Here is a 452-nt window from a genome sequence, read left to right on the forward strand (position 1 = left end):
GTTTGTGAGACTTATTTTTTTAGAGAATTAGAACAATTAAAAGATGTTATTTTTTATATAAAATCTCTTGATAAACCTGTAAATATTCTTTGTGCTCCATGTTCTAGTGGTGAAGAGGTTTATTCTTTAGCGATTTTGGCAAGTGAAAATTTCATTAAAGGTATGAATATCATTGGTATAGATATTAATAAAAAAATGATAGATCGTTGTAATGAAATGGCTTATTCAGAGCGTTCTGTGTCTAGATTAAATCTTAGTCAAAAAAAGCGTTTTTTTGATGTAAAAAATGGTATGTATCATTTAAAGAAAGAGACTCTTGCTTGTAGATGTCGTTTTGAGCTTTGTAATGTTTTTGATGATGCTTTATTTAGACTTGGAAAATTTGATCTTATATTTTCAAGAAATATGATGATTTATTTTGATCAAGATTTTAAAATCAAACTTATGGAGCG

General features: G+C 26.8%; 1 protein-coding gene. It reads left to right on the plus strand.

From position 1 onward, the window contains the following. On the plus strand, positions 1-452 hold a 452-nt coding region (locus tag NY022_RS09600; protein WP_324287476.1), incomplete at both ends, for a CheR family methyltransferase.

It is taken from the genome of Campylobacter sp. MG1 (assembly GCF_026616895.1).
Taxonomy (GTDB): Bacteria; Campylobacterota; Campylobacteria; order Campylobacterales; family Campylobacteraceae; genus Campylobacter_E.